Origin of the sequence: Acinetobacter sp. V2 (assembly GCF_001188385.1) — a bacterium.
GTDB lineage: Bacteria > Pseudomonadota > Gammaproteobacteria > Pseudomonadales > Moraxellaceae > Acinetobacter > Acinetobacter oleivorans.
Genome location: NZ_JZFB01000011.1, coordinates 6,944 through 8,862, shown reverse-complemented (window position 1 = coordinate 8,862; position 1,919 = coordinate 6,944). Strand labels below are relative to the sequence as shown.

The window sequence follows — 1,919 nt, the reverse complement described above, 5'->3', positions numbered from 1 at the left end:
CCAGCCATGAGTTGAGCTGCTTTAGATGGTGCTGAATAACCATGAATTTCATCAAATCGGCCATGCAATTGAGCCAGTTCAGAGTCAGTAAGTTGATCTGGTTGAGCAAGCTTATTTTGAATATCCCAAAATTCTTCATCACCCGAAAGAACAAAATCAATTGCAGGCATATCTAAGGCTTTTATTTCTTGAGCCATATGCGCTACAGTCCAGCCTGTAGGACGAGTAAGTGAACCTTCATCAGCACCTAAACTTCCAAGTAATGCAGCAAATAATGTTGACTTACCTGCACCATTTACACCAGTTAGACCAATCTTCCAACCTGGGTGTAATTGCATAGACGCTTTTTGAAATAGAACACGTCCACCGCGGCGTAAAGAAACTTGGTCAAATTGAATCATCTTATTGTATCGAGGTGAGTTAGGGATGCTGTATTTTAAAGAGAACTGCCGATGAAAACAAAACTTTCCGGATTTTAGTGAGTAGCTGTTAATAATTACATATATCAAGACATTCTAAATTTCGCTATTCATCCGAAATTCTCAAAATATTGAATAAGATAGAACACATTTAAAAAAATATGGCTAAAATAAAAACAGTTTAAATTTTGGTTGATTAATGAGCTACTAATAAAACTAGACTAAGGAAAGTCAAATGAAAAAAAGATTGGGGATAATTGGCGCAGCATTTTGCTGTGCTATGGGGACAGCACATGCGGGACAAAATGTGTGTGTGTTTGATTTATTAGGAAAGTCAGGTGAATCCTATAAACTGATGGAAGAGTGGGCGCTTGCAGCGAAAGAGTGGCAAGCAGATATCACTTTAATTCCATTTCAAGATGAAGCTTTGGTTGACCGTAGGTTGCGTGAAGGCAAGTGTGATGCCGCTTATATGACTTCCATGCGGGCGAGAAATTACAATAAATTTGCAGGTTCGATTGATGCGATTGGTGGAGTAACCAGTAATGCTATTGCGCAAAAAGCAATTAGCTACGTTTTAGATAAGCGTAATAAACATCGTATGGTAACTGCACAAAATGGGGCCAATTACGAAGTCGTCGGGATTGTTCAGATTGGATTGGCTTATTTATTTGTAAGAGATAAAAACCTCAACTCAATTGAAAAAGTACGCGGTACTAAATTTGCTATTTTGCAATATGACGCAGCACAGAAGATTATGGTGGAAAGTGTAGGTGCCCAGCCCATTCCATCAGAAATTAACGATTTTGTGAAAAAGTTTAATAGTGGACAAGTCGATGCAATTGCGGCACCAGCTTATGCTTATAAACCTTTAGAGATTGGTAAAGGGGTGGGAGGGAAAGGGGCAATGTTTACTTTCCCTGTGGTTAACGTTACGGGAGATTTAGTTGCTCGAAGTGATAAGTTCCCCGCAGATTTCGGTATAAAGTCACGTGCTTGGTTTCTACAGCAATTACCTCAGAACTTTGCCATGATAAAACGTCTAGAAATGGGCGTACCATCAAAAATTAAAATGAATTTTTCAGCTGAAGACAAAATTAAATATCAAAAAATTTTACGTGAAGGTCGCCTCAGCTTAACAAAACAAGGTGTATACGATGCAACAATGATGAGTGTGCTGAAGCGTGCTCGTTGTACGGTTGAAAGAACTAATTTTGAATGTACCCTTAATGGAGAATAGTTTATTTTTTAAACACAAAAACGCTACATATATTTCAAAGCTGAATATGGGTATGAAAATTGTGAATATAAAAAGTAACTTACGGAAACTTAGTGATTTTTACCACTAATAAATAATTTAAATTGAACAAACAATGGTTCAATTAGATAAAAATATTTGAGTAAAAGCTCTATTTTTTTCTAAAAAACATGATTAATATCTGTCTTTGAAAGGAAACTTCAAACAAAAAATCTGTTCCGTGGAAGGATGAAGAAAATGAA

At 36.7% G+C, this 1,919-nt stretch carries 2 protein-coding genes; one reads left to right on the top strand and one right to left on the bottom strand.

The window, feature by feature from the left end:
• Window positions 1-401: ATP-binding cassette domain-containing protein (locus UC75_RS22405; RefSeq protein WP_228137492.1), on the bottom strand; the 401-nt coding region annotated here is incomplete at its 3' end.
• A 253-nt stretch (window positions 402-654) separates the two neighbouring features.
• Here UC75_RS22405 and UC75_RS18085 point away from each other — a divergent pair.
• Window positions 655-1,659 carry a putative solute-binding protein gene (locus tag UC75_RS18085; protein ID WP_049838384.1) on the top strand — a complete coding sequence of 335 codons (1,005 nt, stop codon included), beginning with the start codon at window positions 655-657 and terminating at the stop codon, window positions 1,657-1,659.
• Window positions 1,660-1,919: the final 260 nt, after the last annotated feature.

Excerpts from the sequence above, each read along its gene's own strand:
- UC75_RS18085 (WP_049838384.1), top strand. The coding sequence starts at position 655 with ATGAAAAAAAGATTGGGGATAATTGGCGCAGCATTTTGCTGTGCTATG.